The 16,012-nt window shown below is 62.6% G+C and carries 15 protein-coding genes; 4 read left to right on the forward strand and 11 right to left on the reverse strand.

From position 1 onward, the window contains the following. Positions 1 to 32: 32 nt before the first annotated feature. Positions 33 to 1,001 carry a LysR family transcriptional regulator gene (locus tag NKH73_RS07495; RefSeq protein WP_352929748.1) on the reverse strand — a complete coding sequence of 323 codons (969 nt, stop codon included), beginning with the start codon at positions 999 to 1,001 and terminating at the stop codon, positions 33 to 35. A gap of 167 nt (positions 1,002 to 1,168) precedes the next feature. On the opposite strand from NKH73_RS07495, the gene NKH73_RS07500 reads away from it, so the two are divergent. From NKH73_RS07500 to NKH73_RS07515, 4 genes are read left to right on the forward strand one after another with little or no spacing between them, the layout of a single operon-like run. Continuing rightward, positions 1,169 to 2,062, forward strand: a complete 894-nt coding sequence (locus NKH73_RS07500; protein ID WP_352929751.1) for an NAD(P)-dependent oxidoreductase — start codon at positions 1,169 to 1,171, stop codon at positions 2,060 to 2,062. Positions 2,063 to 2,086: 24 nt separating this feature from the next. Further along, positions 2,087 to 3,508: an MmgE/PrpD family protein gene (locus NKH73_RS07505; protein ID WP_352929754.1), complete on the forward strand. Its 1,422-nt coding sequence runs from the start codon at positions 2,087 to 2,089 to the stop codon at positions 3,506 to 3,508. Between the two features lie 27 nt (positions 3,509 to 3,535). Next, positions 3,536 to 3,922, forward strand: coding sequence for a carboxymuconolactone decarboxylase family protein (locus NKH73_RS07510; protein WP_097571474.1), 387 nt, complete (start codon positions 3,536 to 3,538; stop codon positions 3,920 to 3,922). 26 nt (positions 3,923 to 3,948) lie between these two features. After that, positions 3,949 to 4,686, forward strand: a complete 738-nt coding sequence (locus NKH73_RS07515) for an SDR family oxidoreductase (protein WP_352929758.1) — start codon at positions 3,949 to 3,951, stop codon at positions 4,684 to 4,686. 83 nt (positions 4,687 to 4,769) lie between these two features. Here NKH73_RS07515 and NKH73_RS07520 read toward each other — a convergent pair whose 3' ends face one another. The 10 genes from NKH73_RS07520 to NKH73_RS07565 form a co-directional block, all read right to left on the reverse strand. Next, positions 4,770 to 6,263: a sugar ABC transporter ATP-binding protein gene (locus NKH73_RS07520; RefSeq protein ID WP_097571472.1), complete on the reverse strand. Its 1,494-nt coding sequence runs from the start codon at positions 6,261 to 6,263 to the stop codon at positions 4,770 to 4,772. Next, complete coding sequence (locus NKH73_RS07525; RefSeq protein ID WP_352929761.1) at positions 6,260 to 7,375, reverse strand: SMP-30/gluconolactonase/LRE family protein; 1,116 nt, start codon at positions 7,373 to 7,375, stop codon at positions 6,260 to 6,262. Before NKH73_RS07525 ends, NKH73_RS07520 begins: the two co-directional genes overlap by 4 nt. Continuing rightward, entirely contained in the window at positions 7,372 to 9,492 is a 2,121-nt protein-coding gene (locus NKH73_RS07530) for an ABC transporter permease (protein WP_352929764.1), read from the reverse strand. Before NKH73_RS07530 ends, NKH73_RS07525 begins: the two co-directional genes overlap by 4 nt. A 24-nt stretch (positions 9,493 to 9,516) precedes the next feature. Next, entirely contained in the window at positions 9,517 to 10,521 is a 1,005-nt protein-coding gene (locus tag NKH73_RS07535; protein WP_352929767.1) for a sugar ABC transporter substrate-binding protein, read from the reverse strand. A 34-nt stretch (positions 10,522 to 10,555) separates the two neighbouring features. Further along, positions 10,556 to 11,533 carry an ABC transporter permease gene (locus NKH73_RS07540; RefSeq protein ID WP_352929770.1) on the reverse strand — a complete coding sequence of 326 codons (978 nt, stop codon included), beginning with the start codon at positions 11,531 to 11,533 and terminating at the stop codon, positions 10,556 to 10,558. Positions 11,534 to 11,755: 222 nt separating this feature from the next. Beyond that, on the reverse strand, positions 11,756 to 12,682 hold the full coding sequence (locus NKH73_RS07545; protein WP_352929773.1) for a LysR family transcriptional regulator: 927 nt from the start codon (positions 12,680 to 12,682) through the stop codon (positions 11,756 to 11,758). Between the two features lie 61 nt (positions 12,683 to 12,743). Continuing rightward, positions 12,744 to 13,658, reverse strand: coding sequence for an SMP-30/gluconolactonase/LRE family protein (locus NKH73_RS07550; RefSeq protein WP_352929775.1), 915 nt, complete (start codon positions 13,656 to 13,658; stop codon positions 12,744 to 12,746). 40 nt (positions 13,659 to 13,698) lie between these two features. Further along, on the reverse strand, positions 13,699 to 15,198 hold the full coding sequence (locus tag NKH73_RS07555) for an aldehyde dehydrogenase (RefSeq protein WP_502894137.1): 1,500 nt from the start codon (positions 15,196 to 15,198) through the stop codon (positions 13,699 to 13,701). Then, positions 15,195 to 15,572, reverse strand: coding sequence for a carboxymuconolactone decarboxylase family protein (locus NKH73_RS07560; RefSeq protein WP_352929777.1), 378 nt, complete (start codon positions 15,570 to 15,572; stop codon positions 15,195 to 15,197). The genes NKH73_RS07555 and NKH73_RS07560 overlap by 4 nt, the downstream gene beginning before the upstream one ends. 31 nt (positions 15,573 to 15,603) lie before the next feature. Further along, the gene (locus NKH73_RS07565) at positions 15,604 to 16,011 is read right to left on the reverse strand and encodes a hypothetical protein (protein WP_352929780.1); all 408 of its coding nucleotides are present in this window, start codon (positions 16,009 to 16,011) and stop codon (positions 15,604 to 15,606) included. Position 16,012: the final 1 nt, after the last annotated feature.

Consider the following 16,012-nt stretch of genomic DNA (forward strand, 5'->3'; position numbering starts at 1 on the left):
TCACCTCTTCGAGGATGTGCTCGGCTTTTAATTTAGGGTTTCGGGTCCCAGATTCCCATTTTGCGCAAGGCGCGCACCTCCTCCCTTATGAGGGTGGTCAGCGCCCGGATGACGGTAGTGGTTGGCCGCTGGGTCGAGGTGGCGAGCAGCAGCTCTCTTTCAATCGATGGATTCTGGATACGCCAATACTTGATCCTGCCTTCCGCGACCAGATTGTGGCAACTCGAATAGGACAGGATCGTATAGCCCATACCGGCCTCAACGAGGCGCAACGTCGAAGGCATCGCCTCGACCTCGACCTCGATCTTGGGCTCGATGCCCACGGAACCGAAGATTTGATCCAGCAGCACCCGCAGCCCATGCGGTCGAGCCGGAAGGATCATGGGGATACGCGAAACAACCTCGGCATCGACTGGTCCGGCGCCGAGCTGGCTCGGGTCGTTCTTGGCGCCGAGCAGAAAGAGTTCGTCGCGCAGGATCGGCTCTGACAGAAGGTTGTTCATGCGCGGCGCGTTGTAGAGCACCGCGACGTCGATCTTTCCCATCACGAGCCATTCGAGAAGGTGGCCGCTGAACCCCTCGACGACGCGCATGCTCACCTGCGGGAACTGCTCGTGGAAATGCTGGACGAGAGGCGAGGTCAGGACGACTCCGACCGATGGCGGCATTCCGAGAGCAATCGTTCCGCGCGGATTCGATCGCAAGGCTCCGAGTTCAGTCGAGGCCCGCGAGGCCTGCTCCAGGATTGCCGACGCGTAATCCCGGAGAAGCTTGCCTGCCTCCGTGAGCACAATGCCACGACCGTTTCGATAAAGAAGTGCGATCCCGACGCTCTCCTCCAGCGCTTTGATTTGCCTACTGAGCACCGGCTGGCTGACCGACAGTGCAACGGCGGCCCGCGAAAAGCTGCCGAACTCCGCCACTGCCGTGAACAGCTGGAGCTGCCGTAAGTCGAACATGAACATTGCCTCGTCGCAAAATGCGGAGAATTCCGTTGGCATGCAACGAATGCCGGAGTTTGGGGTACATCGACGCCGTTGACAAGCGCGCGTCGGGCCCGCGGCAAAGCTGTTATGCGCGTCGCGAACCTTATCGCGCGGGCAGCAATCGGCCTAATCTAAACCAACCAAAAATTGCCTAAATTCGATTGATTTGAGAGGAAAAGTCGTTGCAGCGTCAAACGCTTGGGTTCATCGGCCTCGGCCGCATGGGCGCGCCGATGGTGCGCCGCCTGATCGAGGCCGGCCACCAATTGGTCGTCTACGACACGCGGCCGGACGCGGCGAAAGAGTTGCCTGCCGAAAGCACGAAATTTGCCGCATCTCCCAAGGCGGTCGCCGATGAGGCCGACATCGTATTCTGCAGCTTGCCGACGCCTCAGGTCGTTAGGGAAGTCGTGCTGGGCGCGAATGGAATCGCGGCCGGCGCGAAGGCCAGGATCATTGTCGACGTGTCCACCACCGGACCGAGCATGGCAAAGACGATCTCGGAAGCCCTGACGGGCAGAGGCATTGCGTGGGTCGATGCACCGATATCAGGCGGGATCGCAGGCGCGCGCGACGGCACGCTGGCCGTGATGGTCTCCTGCCCCAAGCAGATCTACGAGGAAATCGAACCTGTCCTGGCCAATTTTGGTCGCAGGTTCTATTGCGGAGAAACGCCCGGAAGCGCGCAAGTTGCCAAGCTCGGCAACAATATGATCGCCGCCGGCGTCATTCTGTTGTCGGCAGAGGCGCTCGCAATGGGTGTCAAGGCTGGCTTGGATCCCACGGTGATGTGCGACATCATCAATGCTTCGAGCGGGCGAAATAGCGCGACGCAGGACAAGTTCCCCCGCGCCGTTTTGCCGGGAACTTTCGATTTCGGCTTCTCCACGGCGCTGTCGTACAAAGACGTGCGCATGTGTGTCGATGAAAGCGAGAACCTGGGCGTGCCCATGGTCGGCGGCTCCCTGGTGCGGCAGATGCTCGCCGCCACCAATGCCCGCTTCGGACCGGATTCGGATTTCACCTCGATGGTCCGCATCGTCGAGGAATGGGCCGGCGTGGAGATACGCGCCTAGGGCTTGCCTTGTGGAGAGCAGCATATGACGACGCGCTCGATGGAACTGGCAGATGCCTTGGCAAACCTGGCTGCGCCGGTTTTCAGTCCTGCAGTCGTGATCAAGGCCAAGCTGTGCCTGCTCGATTTTCTCGGCTGTGCGTTTGAGGCTTCGGCATTGGAGCCCAGCCGACAGGCGGTCGCCGCCGTGGCGTTAGCGCCTGGTGGCCACATGATTGGCGAAAGCGCAACCGCGACACCAGCGGATGCCGCCTTTGTCAACGCCGTGAAGGGCCATGGCCTCGTCAGGGAAGACATGCATGCCGCATCGGTGTGCCACCACGGCGTGGTGGTCTGGCCGCTGCTTCTCGCTTTGGCGGAGACGAAAACTGTTGCCGGCATGGACCTGATCCGGTCGGCGGTGGTCGCCTATGAGGTCGGCGGACGGCTTGGAAGGATGCTGATCGATCCGGCGATGTCGTCACTTTTCCGACCGACAGGACTGGTCGCTCCCATCGGATCGGCATGCGGCGGCGCCTGGATGCTGAAGCTCGACCGGGAGCAAATGGCCGCGGCGATTGCCTTGGCGGCAAATACCGCGTCCGGATTGAACCAGTGGCCGCACAGCGGCGGCTCCGACATGTTCTTCCATCCCGGCTTTGCCGCGCGAAATGCGTGGATGGCGGTTCGGCTGGCCGAAGTCGGGGCCTTTGGCAGTCCTGACATACTTGAAGGCCGATCGGGATACTTTGCCGCGCTGGCGCGGCGGCCGATGCCTGGCCCGATCGAACTCTTCCCCGATGGGGAGGCCGATATTCTCAACGTCTATCACAAGGCGGCGCCCGCCTGTAATTTCGCCCAGACCGCCTGCCAGACAGCATTGAAGCTTGTCGAGGTGATCGGCGCCGATGCCGCGCCGGTCGAGCGCATCCGCATCAGCGTGCCCGCCGCGGCGGCTGAATATCCGGGCTGCGACCGGACAGGACCATTCGACAGGGCCCTCCAGGCGAAGATGAGCATTCCCTTTGGTGTGGGGGCCGTGTTTGCGCACGGCCGGCTGTCGGAGGACATCTACAGCGATCTCGCTCATGCTGAAACGATACGCCTGATCGGCGCCAGCGAACTGGTTGCCAGCCCGGATCTGACCGCGTTGTTTCCTGGCCAGCAGGGCGCGGCGATCGATGTGGTGCTCGGCGACGGCCGCCAGCTTTCGATGGGCCTGCCAGATGTCGTGCCCGCCACCGAGGCGGAGGTGCGCGAGCGCTTCCGGTCGGCGGCCGCGATCATCCTTGGCCTTGCCGGGGCCGAGGCTGTCGAAGAATTCGTCGACAGGCTGGATACCAAGAAGGACGCCGGCCGGCTCCTGTCGCTTTGCGCGGCAAAGGGAGCAGCCAGAAGGCAAGCGACGCGAGCGCCCCGACACGGGGCCGGCAAAGCCACGCGTCCATCGTCCAGGCAAGTTTCGTAACCGATCCCGAAGCAGGAGCAAATTCATATGTCCAAGGATGTCTTCGAGCGTGGCCTGGCGATCCGCAAGGATGTGCTGGGCAAGGAATTCGTCGAAAAATCGTTCGCCGCTGCGGACGACTTCAACCGCCCCATGCAGGAACTGGTCACCGAGTATTGCTGGGGTGCGGTCTGGGGCCGCGAAGACCTGTCGCGCAAGACGCGCTCGATGCTGAACCTTGCCATGATCAGTTGCCTCAACAGGCCCCATGAGCTCAAGATGCATGTCAAGGGCGCCTTGCGCAACGGTGTCAGCCGCGACGAGATCCGCGAGATTTTCCTGCAGGTGGCCATCTATGCCGGCGTGCCCGCGGGAGTGGATTCGTTCCGCATTGCGCGCGAGGCCTTCGCCGAACTCGATGCCGCCAAGGCCTGACCGGCATTTTTTGGGGACCGCCTGACATGACGGATCGGCAAAGGATAGCCTTCGTCACCGGTGCCGCGAGCGGCATCGGCCGCGCGGTTTGTATGACCCTCCATGGCAAGGGCTGCCGCATCGTCCTGGCGGATCGCCAGCAAGGCCCCCTCACCGCCCTGGCTGGCGATCTCGGCGCCGACGTCTTTCCGCTCCCCCTGGATATCACCGACGGCGATGCCGTCGCCGACTGCCTCGACCGGCTGCCGCCTGAATTCCGCGACATCGACATACTGGTGAACAATGCCGGTCACGACATTGGCGGGCGCACCCGCTTCGACGTCGGATCGGCCGATGACTGGTCGGCGATCATCGAGACCAATTTGATCGGCCTCATGCGCGTGACGCGGGCGATCCTGCCTGGGATGGTCGAACGCGGCCGTGGCGACATCGTCAACATGAGCTCCATCAGCGCGCTGCGCCTGGTGCCGGACCAGGCGCCCTACTCCGCCAGCAAGGCCGGCGTGCACATGCTGAGCGACATCATCCGCGGCGAACTGGCGGAGACACCCATCCGCGTGATCGAGATCTTGCCGGGGCTTACCCGCACCAACATCGTCAAATCCCGCCACCGCGGCGACGAGGAGGCGTCCCGACAATATTTCGAGAAATTCGGCATGGCGCTCGACCCCGAAGACATCGCCCGATGCGTCTCATTCGCGCTGGATCAGCCGCCCCACGTCCAGATCGCGCAGATGTTCGTCCTGCCGACGAACCGGTGGTAGAAACCGGCTAGGCCTAAGCATTAACGTCGCCGCGTTTCGCCGCGACTTCGGTTCTGTGACCGGCCGCTCCTGCCACGACAGGCTCAGTGCACCGCCGCGTACATGATCCCGCTTTCGGTCGCCTCGGCGATGTCCATCTCCTCGACGATCCGTCCCTGCCTCGCAACGAGAATCCGGTCCGACAGCGACATGATCTCGGGCAGGTAGGACGAGATCACCACCACGGCCATGCCGCTATCGGCAAGCTCGTTGATGAAGTTGTGGATCTCCACGATGGTTCCGACGTCGACCCCGCGCGTCGGTTCGTCGAGGATGACCAGCTTGGGCTTCTGGATCAGCGCCTTGGACAGAACCACCTTCTGCTGGTTGCCGCCGGAGAGTTCGATGACGCGGGCATCGGCGTCGATCGCCTTGACCCCCAGCCGCTTGGTCCATTCGGTGGCGAGTTCGCGTCCCTGGCGCGGCGCGACCGGCGTCAGCGGATTATTACCCTTGGCGAGTTGCCCAAGCTGGATGTTGCCGGCAATCGTCATGGTTTCGAAGAAGCCTTCGATCTTGCGGTCCTCGGTGACATAGACGATGCCGTCGCGCACCGCCGGTCGCGGCGTGCGGTAGCGAACCGGCCTGTCTTCGAAGCGCACCGTGCCGCCGTGGAAGTAGTCGCGCTTCAATACACCGGCGACGATCTTCATCGTTTCGGTGCGTCCCGCGCCGACAAGGCCGAACATTCCCGTCACCTGCCCGGCGAACACGGAGAACGATGTGTTGCGCACGGTATTTCCCATCGACAGGTTTTCGACGCTGAGGATCTTTCTGCCCATGGGCCGCGCCACGCGCGTCTGGCCGGAATAGAGCTCGCCGGACAGGCTGCGGCCGACCATCGCCTGCACGATCCGGTCGCGATCGAACTTGCTCGTTTCGTCGGTGACGACCACTTTGGCGTCGCGCATCACCGTGATGCGGTCCGACAGTTGCAGCGCCTCTTCGAGCGCATGGCTGATGAAGATGATCGCGATGCCTTCCTCTTTTAGGCGGCGGGCCAGATTGAAGAAGTGGAACTTCTCCTCTGGCGTCAGCGTCGCCGTCGGCTCGTCGAAGATGATGAGCCGTGCATTGTGATGAACGGCGCGCGCGATCTCGACCATCTGCTTCTTGCCAGCCCCCAAAAAAGAGACCTGCGCGGTGGGGTCGACGTAGAAGTTCAGCGACAGCAGGTAGCGCTGCGCCTGGATGTTCAATCCGCGCAGCCGGTTGAACAGTTTCTCGTCCCCGAGATAGATGTTCTGCGCCACTGACATCGACGGCACCAGATTGGTCTCCTGGAAGACCATCGCTATGCCGCGGTTCAGCGCGTCGGACGGCGAGTTCAGGGTGACCGGCTGGCCGTCGAGCAGCATCTCGCCGGAGCTCGGCTGGTAGACGCCGGCGAGCACCTTCATGAGCGTCGACTTTCCCGCGCCGTTCTCGCCCAGAATGGCGTGTATCTCGCCGGGACGGATCTCGAAATCCACGTTCGAGATCGCCAGAACGCCGCGGAAATCCTTGGAGACGCCGCGCAATTGAATGAGCGGTGTCATTTCGCGGCGTGCCCCGCCAGTTCGTCGATCGCCACGATCTTTCCCGATCCCTTTGCACCGATCAGAAGCCGGCCATCGGCTTCGCACATTGACGTCACGCCGTGCACATCGCCATCGGCACGGCTTTGATAGTTTCGCAGCATTGACATGGTCTCACCGCAGCGCACGACGAGGCCCGCCGACCAGGTCGGCGACCACGGCTTCAGCATGTTGAGCTTCTTGCGCGCGCCGCCCTGTATAGGCTCGAGGAAGCTCCTGCCGGTGACGAGAGAAGGAGCGATCCAATATTCGGGATCGATCGTCTCGATCATGCGGCTGCAGTACTCGTCCTCCTTCAGGACGAACTCGACTAGCGGATTGCGCGGCGCAAACATCGCCAGCCAGAAGCCGCCTTCCACTGCCGGCGCGATGCGCCCGGGATAGGCGGGGAGCGAGCCGAGGGCGATCTGTTGGCGTGAGCCGTCGAGGCCCATCGCAACGACACGGTGGCGCCAGGCCTCAGAGACGAAGACGCGGTCCTTCGACACGATTATCCCCGACGGAAATGCCAGCCCCGACGCGATTGAAACGGCACTGCGCGCGCCGAGGTCGACGCGCCAGACCGACCCCTGTGCCGTCTTCGTCATCAGATCGTGTTTCCACCGGTGCGCGGGATTGCTGGCAGATCCTACGGCGACGAACAAGGTGGACGGATCGGCGAAAGCCATCGCCGTGATGCACTCCACATTGAGCCCTTCAGGCCTGATCAATTCCGCGGATGCGCCGCCTGGCCTCTCCACGCGGATGCCCTCGCCCTCGACGGCGACAACCAGCAGGTCACCAATCGCCGCCATGCTGGTCACCGGTTTGCCCATACTGCGCGTTCCGATGATTGAAAGCGCCTGCCCGTTCTTGCCGGCCGCCGGCGCCAGCGTATGGATCTCATGACCGACCGAGCAGACGATCTGTTGCCCACGCAGCACCAGATTGTCGACATCGGCGAGATCGAGCAGCAGCGGCGCTGCGTCGAGCTTCGCATTCGGCCGCAGCGGGCCGTCCATCGGCGGCACCGTGCTGCCTGTGAGATCGAAGCCGCGGAAATTCGCCCAGGCGCGCTTGACGGCGCCGATCATGGGCGCGGCCCCCAACAGGCATCCTGCCCGCACCAGTCGGGGTCCGCGTCCGGCAGTCTGTAGCGGCCTATGCGGTTGTTCGAAACGCCGCCGAGATAGAGCCATCCCCTGTGCTCGCGCATCGAGGTGATCATCGGGTGGTTGCGGCCGCCGAGATCCCAGAGATTGTCGAGGATTTCGCCCTTCTCGTTGAATTTCACCACGCAGCCGGTGTTGATGTTCGGGTACAGCCACTGATCCGGAGCGACACGGCGGGCCATGCGCTTGCGGAAGCCGGGCATGCGCATCGCAAGATCGAGCGCCGGCCCGCGCATGCCAAGCAGCGCCAGCCAGTAGTTGCCGTCAGAGGCCCGGTTGATGTTGTCGGGATAGCCGGGCAGGCTGGAGATGACGCGTTCGGTCGTGCCCTTCTTGGGTCCGTCGAACCAGTATCTGCTGATGGAACAGGTCCAGCTCTCCGCGAACATGAAGGACTGCCCGTCGGGACACATCGTGACGCCGTTGGCGAAGACCAGTTTCGGAATCTCGGTGTGCGTCTTGCCGGTGCGCGGATCGTAGCAGATCATGCGTCCGCTCGCCCGGCTTTCCAGCGCGTCGGTCGCCCAGTCCTCCTGTTCGTAGCGGATCGTCGCCTCGCTGAAATAGACGCGGCCATCAGGTGCGACGTCGACGTCATCGGCAAGTCGAAGCCGCGAATCGTCGACGACCGAGGTCCAGCTTCTGTTCGTCTCATCGGTGAGCTTGGTGACGGTCTTGTCAGGCGCAACCTGGAACAGACCCATGCCGCCGATGCAGACAAGCAGGTTGCCGGTGCGGTCGAACGCCATGCCGAGCGGATGGCCGCCAATATGCGCGAACACTTCGGAGCGTTTGTGGTCGGGACCGAAGAAACGGACGATGTCGCCGTGCCTTGTGCCGCAATAGAGATTGTCGTCGCGGTCGAGGATGACATCCTCTGGCCCCTCGATCTCGCCGAGACCGATGATCTCGACGGAGCGCAAGCGGTCGTTCAGCACATAGGGCGAGCCGGGTGCGTCGACCTTCGGCGCCGGCGGCAGCGAAAGGTAGGCAGGCGAGACATAGACCTTGGCGAGAATGCGGTGGCGGTGCTTTTGCCAGCGCATGTCGACGAAGACGGCGAACAGCAGGATCGCGCCGAGGATGGTCGAGGTGATCGGGCCGCTGATGCCGAGATTGATCAGGCCGTTGGTGAGCATCAGCACCAGCAAGCTGCCGATGATTGCCTTCGCCACCGACCCCCGGCCGCCGCCGATCGCCGTTCCGCCCAGCACGGCCGCGGTGAGCGCCTGCACTTCGAGCCCGACGCCGGTGTCGGACCCTGTGCTGCCCAGCCGGGCCGCGAACAGGAAGCCGGCCAGCGCACACATCGTGCTGGAGGCGACATAGGTGAGGAACACCATGAAGCGCACGTCGATGCCGGCGTTGAAAGCCGAACGCCGTGCCCCGCCCACGGCGGTGAGCCGCCAGCCGGGGCGCATGCGCGACAGCACGAAGTGCCAGGCAAGAGCGATCACCAGCGTGATCACCAGTGAGGTCGGAACGCCGAACACCGTACCCTCGCCGATGAACAGCCAGAGGTCGGACATCGAGAAGCCCACCATCATCGAGGTGGACATCTTCACGAAGACGATCTCGTAGATCGAGCGGAATATGATCAGGCTGACCAGCGTGGTCAGGAAGGCGCGCAGGCGCAGGTAGCCGACGAGGACGCCGTTGATGGCGCCGCACCCCATGCCCATGACCAGTATGCCGGCGAGCACGGCCGGAACCGGCAGTTCGTAGACGTTCACGCCGATCAGCGAGAACAGCACCGCGAGCGAGAAGACGGAAGCGACCGAAAGGTCGATGCCGCCTGAAATCATCACCACCGTCAGGGCTAGCACCACGAGCCCGAACTCCGCGAACTGCCGGGCGAGGTCGGAAAGGCTCGACAGGGACAGAAAGTCCGGAATGATCGAGCCCAGCACCACGATCGTGAGCAGGAGGGCGGAGAACGGGATCGCATTGTCGATCCAACGCTTCGACAAAAGCTCCCCGATCAGATGATCGGGGAGATAACGCGAACGCAGATACGCGAAGGTGTCGCTGCTGGCCATGATGATCTCAGGTACTCGGTCGATCTATTTCAGCTGGTCCAGCTGCCAGCAGGTGCGCGGACCGATATTGTCCTTCGTCAGCAGCGTCAGCGGCGTGTAGTAGGAGGTCTTGCTCTCGCCGGCCTTGGCCGGCGCCAGCAGCGTCTGCACAATCTGCTGGTTGATCGCATTACCCTGGAGCGGGACATCGTAGCTGATGATCAGGTCGAGCAACCCCTTCTCGATGTTGTCGCAACCGATCTTGTTGCCGCCGCCGGAGGTGACGAGATAGATGTCGTCGGCCTTGCCGGCCGCCTGGATCGCCGCGCCTGCGCCAACGTCCTGGTTGTCCCAGTTGCCGACCACGCCGCAGAGGTCGGGGTGCTGCTGCAACACCGTCTCCATGATCGCGCGAGCCTTAGCGGGGTCGTATTGAGCGGCCTGCTCCGAGACGACCTTGATCGAGGGATCCTTGGCGAAAGTCTGCTTGTAGGCATAAAGCTCGTAGAGGTCCGAAGCTGCCGTAGGCTGGCCGCGGATGATGGCGATCTTGCCGGACTTGCCGGAGCCCGCACCGCATTGCTTCACCAGCGCCTCGGCCTCGATGTAGCCGACGCGCGACCAGTCGGCGCCGACATAGGCGTCGGTCGGGACGACGGATTCGAGATTGAGCTGCACCACCTTGATGCCGGCATCCATGGCGCGCTTCAGCAGCCGGGCGTAGGATTGCACATCGGGATTGTGCGCGATGATGAGGTCGGGCTTTTCGGCGATCAGCGCGGTCAAGGCGCGTGTGCCCGCATCCGTGCTCCAGTTCGGATCGCGGATTTCAAGTGTATAGCCGAGGTCGGCCGCCTGCTTGCGCATAATCGCGGCCCATCCCTCCGTCAGGTCGAAACCCATCGCCAGAGGGATGAAAACGACGCGTTTTCCCTTCAGGCCGCCATAGAATGGATTGCGCGACGGGTTATCGAGGCCGTCATCGGCATGTGCGGCGCCCGCCAGCCCGAGGGCCATCAGGCCTGCCGCCAGAATGTTGCGAATCTTCATGGTTTCCTCCCGTTGATCACAAACAAAATGTGGTTCAGATATCCCCTTGGCTCTGCTGCGAGGTCTGCTCGTCCCTGGGGTTGATGAAACTGTCCACCATGATCGCCAGCAGAAGGATCAGGCTCTTGATCAGGTTTTGCGTGGTGTAGGTGATGTCGAGGATGGTCATGCCGTTGATCAGCACGCCGACGAGCAGCGTTCCAACCAGCACATTGCGCACACCGCCGCGACCGCCGCTCAGGCTTATGCCGCCCAGCACCACGACGAGCAGGACATCGTAGATCATGGTCGAGTTGTAGAGGCGTGTGCTCATGCCGGACACGGCCGCCGCCATGACGACACCGGCGAGGAAGGCGATCAGCGAACTCACCACGTACTGCGAAACGATCAGCGGCCGCAGCGGCAAACCGGTGATGCCGGCCGCCAGCGGATTGTCGCCTGCCGCATAGACAAACCGGCCGAAGCGGGTGCGTAGCAAAAGCAGCGCAATCAGCGCCGCGAGCACGGCAAAGGCGATGATCGGCATCGGCAGGCCGAACAACAAACCGCGGCCAAGAAAGTCGAACCAGGCGACGCCGACCGGGGTGTTCTGCACGTCTATCTGAAACAGGAAGGCGCGCCCGGAGCCATAGGCGACAAGGCCCATGGCGAGCGTCGTGAAGATCGCCGGGATGTCGGCGTAGGCGACCAGAATGCCGCTTACCAGGCCGATGGCGAGGGCGAGCAGGACGCCATACACGAGCGCGGTGTCGAACGGCGTGCCGGTCTGTGCCATGGACAAAACCCACGACAGCGAGACGACCATCGTGGCCACCATTGCGAGGTCTATTCCGCGGCCGATCACGACCAGCCCCATGCCGAGGCCGAGAATGCCGAGGATCGATACGCTGCGCACCAGCGCGATCAGGTTGCCGGCGGTCAGGAAATTGTTGAGCGTGACCGCGAACACCGCGAACATCGCAACGGCCAGCGCGAACACCACGCCCTCTTGCGACAATCGCGCCTTCCCCATTCTCCGACCTCCCAGACCGGCCGATGTCGTTCCACGGATGCGGACCTGCGCGCGATCGGCATCGAGCTGGAACGAACATCCCTTTTTTGGAGAACCCGAGACAGACCCGTTCGCGGAATATCAGTTATGCTGGCTACCGGTTCTATCGCGAAGAACGGTCGGGCGTTGGCAAATGCGGCGGTCGCAAGAACGCGTCTGGCATTGGGGCGAGCGCGCGGTTGCTTAGGCTGGAGTCGGCGGTTTCCAGATGTGGGTGGATATAATGTCCCGCAGCTCCGTGCGCACTGTTCGAAACAGAGGGCGAAAGGTCGACGACATCGGTCGCTGCGAGGAGGTTGCAAGAATCAACTTGCGGGTGATCGGCGGATCGAACGGCCAGACTTCGATGCGTCCGGCTTCGACCAGCAGATGGACCGAGGCGTAGGGCAAGACAGTGTAGCCCGCCCCCTCCTCCACCAAAAGCAGTGTCGAGGGCATCGCTTCTAGCTCCATCTCGACGCGCGGATAGATGCCGTGCTCGGCCAGGATGTTGTCTAGCAGGCGCCTCAGCCCGTGCGGGCGGCTCGGCAGGATCATCGGCAGTTCGGCAAAGACGTTGAGGCCGACCGGCCCGGGCGGGAGCACGCGCTCGCGCAAGGCCGGTCCGATCAGGAAGAGTTCGTCGTCGGCAAGCGGCTCGGTGAGAACAGAGGGATGGTTTGGCGAGTTGTAGAGCACGGCGGCATCGATACGGCCGGCGATCAGCCATTCCAGTATGTGGCCGCTGAAGCCTTCGATTACCTGCAGCACGACATTCGGGAATTCATTCTTGATCTTCTTGACCAGAGGCACCGTCAGCACCGTGCCGACCGACGGCGGCACCCCCAGCACCAACCGGCCCTTCGGCGAGGTCTTGAGATTAGACACTGCATTCTGCGCGAGCCGCATCCGCTCAACGATCTCGTCGGCATGCGCCTTCAAAAGCACACCGGCCTCGGTCAGCACCACCCCGCGACCGTTCCGATAGAAGAGTTCAACACCGAGTTCCTCCTCCAACCCGCGGATATGACGGGTGACCATCGGCTGCGTCACATTCAGGTCAAGCGCGGCCTTCGAGAAGCTTCCCGCTGAGCCGACGGCGATGAACACCTGTAGCTGCTTCGTGTCCAACTCTCACCCATCTGACCATCCGCTGCGGCAGAACTTCCAGGTTGAATTTCCGTAGTACCTCTCACTTCCCGAAAGGATACTTCAGACCCCGGACATTCAGGAATACTGCATAGACCGACGTGGTCGCTGTAATGAACAACCTGTTGTTGCGCGGCCCACCGAAGGTTAGATTCGCCACCATTTCAGGCACTAGGATCTTTCCGATCAGTTCGCCATCCGGTGTATGGCACTGGACGCCGTCCCAGGCACTGATCCACAGATTGCCCATGGCATCAATGCGGAAACCGTCCGGAATGCCAGGTGAAATCTCTGCGAACACACGGGAATTTATCAGTTTCTCGCCCTCGACGTCAAACAACCTGACGTGGTGGGGCGCGCCGCGGTCGGTGAGAAAACCGGAGTCTGAGACATAGAGCTGTTTTTCCTCAGCCGAGAAAGCAAGCCCGTTCGGCATGGAGAAATCATCGGCAACGACGGTGACCTTTCCCGATAGCGGCTCGATCCGATAGACGCGACAGCCCGGCTGTTCCTGAAGGCTCTTGCGACCAACATAGTCGGAGATGATTCCGTAGTTCGGATCGGTGAACCAGATGCTGCCGTCCGACTTCACCACCACGTCGTTCGGCGAGTTCAGCCGCTTGCCGTCGAACGCATCGGCCAGCACCGTGATCGAGCCATCCCATTCGGTGCGCACCACCCGGCGCTCGCCCTGCATGCAGGTGACGAGCCGCCCTTCCCTGTCGCGCGTATTGCCGTTCGGGTTGGCGATGTTGCCACGAAAGAGTGACACCGCGCCGGTCTCTTCATCCCAGCGCAGCATGCGGTCATTGGGAATGTCGCTCCACACCAGCGACCGGTGGTCGGCAAAATAGACCGGCCCCTCCGCCCAGCGATTCCCCGTATGGATGGTTTCGAGGAAAGCGACAGGATCGATCAGCTCGCCGAACCTTGCATCGATGATTTCATAGCACGACATCGACGGCCCTCATGGCGTCTTCCTCGAAGGTCCTGTCCGGTCAGCGCTGGACGAACGGTGCGGGGATGGAATTCCCACCATCGATCCAGACGCTTTTTTCCTGAAGATATTCGTAGATGGCGGTCTGGCCGTTCTCCCGCCCGAAGCCCGATTGCTTGTAGCCGCCGAAGGGCGAGAGATAGCTGGTCGCACGATACATGTTGACCCAGATGCTGCCGGCTTCGAGCCGTTCGGGCAGGCGGATGGCGCGGCCGAGATCCTGCGTCCACAGACCGGCCGCAAGGCCATAAATGCTGTCATTGGCGATCGCCACCGCCTCGTCCTCATCCTCGAACGGGATGATTGAGAGCACCGGTCCGAAAACCTCCTCCTGCGCGATGCGCATGGACTGCCTGACGTTGCCGAAGATCGTCGGCTCGACGAACCAGCCGTCGGCGATCGACTTGTCTTCCGGAACTTTGCCGCCCAGCAATTGCGTCGCACCCTCGCCATTGGCGATGCCGATATAGTCGAGCACCTTCTCGCGCTGCGGCAGCGTCGTGATCGGGCCGACCTGGGTCTCGGGATCGAGCGGATCGCCGATTTTCGCGGTCCTTGCGAACTCGACCAGTTTTTCCGTCACCTGGTCATAGACGGAGCGCTGCACGAGCGCGCGCGAGCCGGCGATGCAGGTCTGGCCGGTCGCTGCGAAGATGCCGGAAACGAGGCCGGGAATGGCCGCCTCCATCTTGGCGTCGGCAAAAACGATGTTGGCGGACTTGCCGCCGAGTTCGAGCGTCACCTTCTTCAGCCCGGCCGCGGCCGATTGATAGACGCGGCGGCCGGTCGCGTCGCCGCCGGTGAAGGCCACTTTCGCAACATCGGGATGCGTGACCAGCCGGTCGCCGATCTCGCTGCCGAAGCCGGTGACGATGTTGACGACGCCTTTGGGGAAACCGGCTTTTTCGAAGAGCTGGCCGAAGAACAGCGCCGAGACGGAGGAGAATTCCGATGGCTTCCAGACGATCGTGTTGCCGGCGGCAAGTGCCGGCGCCAGCTTCCAGGTCGCCAGCATCAGCGGCGAATTCCACGGGGTGATCGCGGCCACCACCCCGAGCGGCTCCTGGCGCGTGTAGTTGAACACGCCAGGCTTGTCGATCGGGATGACCCTTCCTTCGATCTTGTCGGCGAGACCGCCGAAGAAGCGGAACCATTGCGGGATGTATTTGCACTGCATCCGCATTTCATTGATCAGCTTGCCATTGTCGCGGGTTTCGAGGACGGCCAGGTTTTCGGCCTCCTCGGCGACCAGATCGGCAAAACGCGTCATGATCTGCCCGCGCGCGCTCGCGCTCATTGTCCGCCATTCGCCGCGGAAGGCGTCGACGGCGGCCTGAACGGCCGCGTCGACATCGGCAACCCCGGCGCGCGGGACCAGCGCCCAGGCCTTGCCGGTGAAGGGATCGAAGGATTCGAAACGATCACCCGATGCCGAGGCGACCGAGCGGCCGCCTACCAGCATCGAAAGTTTTTCCGCGGCAAGCGGCGGGCGCGCAGTCATGCCTGGGCTTCCTGCATGGCCTCGCGGGCGAGCCGGAAGGCGTCGACCCCTGCCGGCACGCCGGCATAGATCGCCACCTGCAGCAGCACCTCTCGGATTTCGTCCTTGGTGACGCCGTTGCGAAGCGCGCCCTTCACATGCATCTTCAGCTCGTGCGGACGGTTGAGCGTAGCGAGCATGGCAAGGTTCAGCATGCTGCGCGTCTTCTTGTCGAGCGTATCGCGGCCCCATACGGCGCCCCAGCAATATTCCGTCACCAGTTCCTGCATCGGGCGATTGAAATCGTCGGCGCTAGCAAAGGATTTCTCGACGAACTCCGCGCCCAGAACCGATTTGCGGATCTCAAAACCCTTGTCGAATACGTCCTTGCCCATCTGGGTAGTCCTTTCCTGTTTGCTTGGGAGGTCAGAGGCCGGGGGTCGGCCGATATTTGCGGCCGCGCGCGATCACATGACCGAGCGAACCATTGGTCAGGTAGATCTGCGTCGCCTTGGAATCGTACTGGACATTTTCCTGTCCCGGATAGCCGATCAGCTCGCGCACGCGCGGGTTCATGTAGTAGGTGGCGATGGCAATGGTGGTGATCGCGGAGAAGGCTTCGCCGTCTTGCCTGTTGATTTTTTCCAGATGTGCCTCCGCGCCGGTGGACGGATCGGTGGCGATGGCGCGGGCAAAGCCTTCCTTGAGATCGATGCGGAAATCGAGGGATTTCTCGACGTCCGCATAGGTGCAGACATCGCTGAACTTCGGCATCTTGCCATGCGCTGGGATCAGGAAATCGGCGAGCGCGAAGAAGGCGTTCTCTTTCGACATT

Source organism: Mesorhizobium sp. M0938 (assembly GCF_040319125.1).
GTDB lineage: Bacteria > Pseudomonadota > Alphaproteobacteria > Rhizobiales > Rhizobiaceae > Mesorhizobium > Mesorhizobium robiniae.